2 protein-coding genes are annotated in these 1974 nt (G+C 71.2%); both read right to left on the bottom strand.

Translation table 11 applies throughout. The features are described from left to right. Positions 1-1594: condensation domain-containing protein (locus ACIG5E_RS39375; protein WP_396542118.1), on the bottom strand; the 1594-nt coding region annotated here is incomplete at its 3' end. Beyond that, on the bottom strand, positions 1594-1974 hold a 381-nt coding region (locus tag ACIG5E_RS39370), incomplete at its 5' end, for a phosphopantetheine-binding protein (protein ID WP_396542116.1). The genes ACIG5E_RS39370 and ACIG5E_RS39375, both read right to left, overlap by 1 nt.

The raw sequence follows: 1974 nt of genomic DNA, 5'->3' as shown, positions 1-1974 counted from the left end.
CACGCTCCAGGCACACCCCCACCACAGAGCCCACACCCACACCGCGCGAAACCAGCAGCCGCGCCAGACGATTCGCCCGCACATCCAACTCCGCGAACGACACCTCCACACCCTCGAAGACCACCGCCACCGCATCCGGCGTCGACGCCACCCGCGCCTCGAACAGCGCGGGCAGGGTCGACGCCACACGCTCGACAGCCGTGTCGTTCCACTCCACCAGCAGACGACGACGCTCCGCCTCGTCCAGCAGTTCCAGACCGCTAAGCCGGGTCCCCGGCTCGGCGACCAGCAGTTCCAGTGCCCGGCCGACCCGGATCGCGAGCCGCGCGGCGGCCTCACGCTCGAAGAGATCCACCGAGGCGGTCAGCGAGCCGCGGAGGCCCATCGGGGCGCCGTCCTGGTCGAAGGTCTCGACGAAATCGAGTTCGAGGTCGAACTTGGCCGCCCGCACGTCGACCACTGCGTCCGCCGAGTCCGCGGCCGGGCCGTCGGCCTCGGCGCCCAAACGCTCCAGCACGATCCGCTCGTTGTTGTGGACGGTCAGCATCACCTGGACCAGCGGGTGCCGGGCCAGCGAACGCGCGGGGGCGAGTTCCTCGACCAGCTTCTCGAACGGCACGTCCTGGTTCGCGAGGGCGTCCCACCCGGTCTGTCGGACCCGGGCGAGCACCTCGCGGAAGGTGGGGTCGCCGGTGAGGTCGGTGCGCAGCACCAGGGTGTTGACGAAGAAGCCCACCATGTCGTCCAGCGCGACGTCGGTGCGTCCGGCGACGGCGGTTGCAATGGGGATGTCGGTGCCCGCGCCGAGGCGGGACAGCACGACCGCCATAGCCGCCTGGAGGACCATGAAGACCGTGGCGTCCTCGGCCCGCGCCACCTCGGCCAGCCTGGCGTGGACGGCGGCCGGGATCTCCAGCGACACCCCGTGGCCGCGGTGCGAGGCGACCGCCGGGCGCGGCCGGTCGAAGGGCAGGTCGAGCTCCTCGGGGGAACCGGCCAGCCGATCGCGCCAGTAGGCGATCTGGCGGGACAGCAGGCTCTCCGGGTCCTCCCGGTCGCCGAGCAGCTCGCGCTGCCAGAGGGTGTAGTCGGCGTACTGGACGGGCAGCGGCTCCCATTCGGGCGCCCGGCCCTCACTGCGGGCGAGGTAGGCCCGCGTCACGTCCCGCATCAGCGGGCCCAGCGACCAGCCGTCGCCGGCGATGTGGTGGACCACCACGACCAGCACCTGCTCCTGCGGACCGGTGCGCAGCAGCGTGGCGCGGATCGGCATGTCGGCGGCCAGGTCGAAGGTGTACGCCTCGGCCTCCGCCACTCGGGCATCGAGTGCGTCCGACGCCACGTCGGCCACGGCCAGTTCCCAGTCCAGGGCATCCGGCTTGAGGATGAGCTGGTACGGCTCACCGTCGGCCGTCGGGTAGACGGTTCGCAGCACCTCGTGCCGGCCGATGACGTCCCGCAGGGCCTCGTTCAGCGCACCGGCGTCGACCTCACCCAGCAGGCGCCGCGCGATCGGGATGTTGTAGGTGGCACTCGGGCCCTCCAGCTGCGAGAGGAACCACAACCGGCGCTGCGCGAAAGACAACGGAACCATCAGAACTCCTCCTGGTTGCGCATCGGCCGCAACGCCGGCCTAGCTGTTTTCTCATGTCCAAGCTGTTGTGCGAGCCCAGCCACCGTTGGCGCCTGCAGAAGCGCCTTCAGTGGCACCTCGATGCCCAGCTCCGCCCGGATCCTGCTGGTGAGTCGAACGGCGAGCAGGGAGTGGCCGCCCAGGGCGAAGAAGTCGTCGTCCACCCCGACGCTCTCCAGGCCGAGCACCTTGGCGAACGCGGCGCAGAGGATCTCCTCGCGGAGGGTGGCCGGTGCTCGCCCGGTGCCGCCGGCCTTGAACTCCGGGGCCGGCAGCGCCTTGCGGTCCAGCTTGCCGTTGACGCTCAACGGGAGCGCGTCGAGCACGACGACGGCGGACGG

Source organism: Kitasatospora sp. NPDC053057, assembly GCF_044546945.1.
Lineage (GTDB): Bacteria > Actinomycetota > Actinomycetes > Streptomycetales > Streptomycetaceae > Kitasatospora.
The sequence above is the reverse complement of the archived record's forward strand: the minus strand, read 5'-3'. Positions and strand labels throughout refer to the sequence as shown.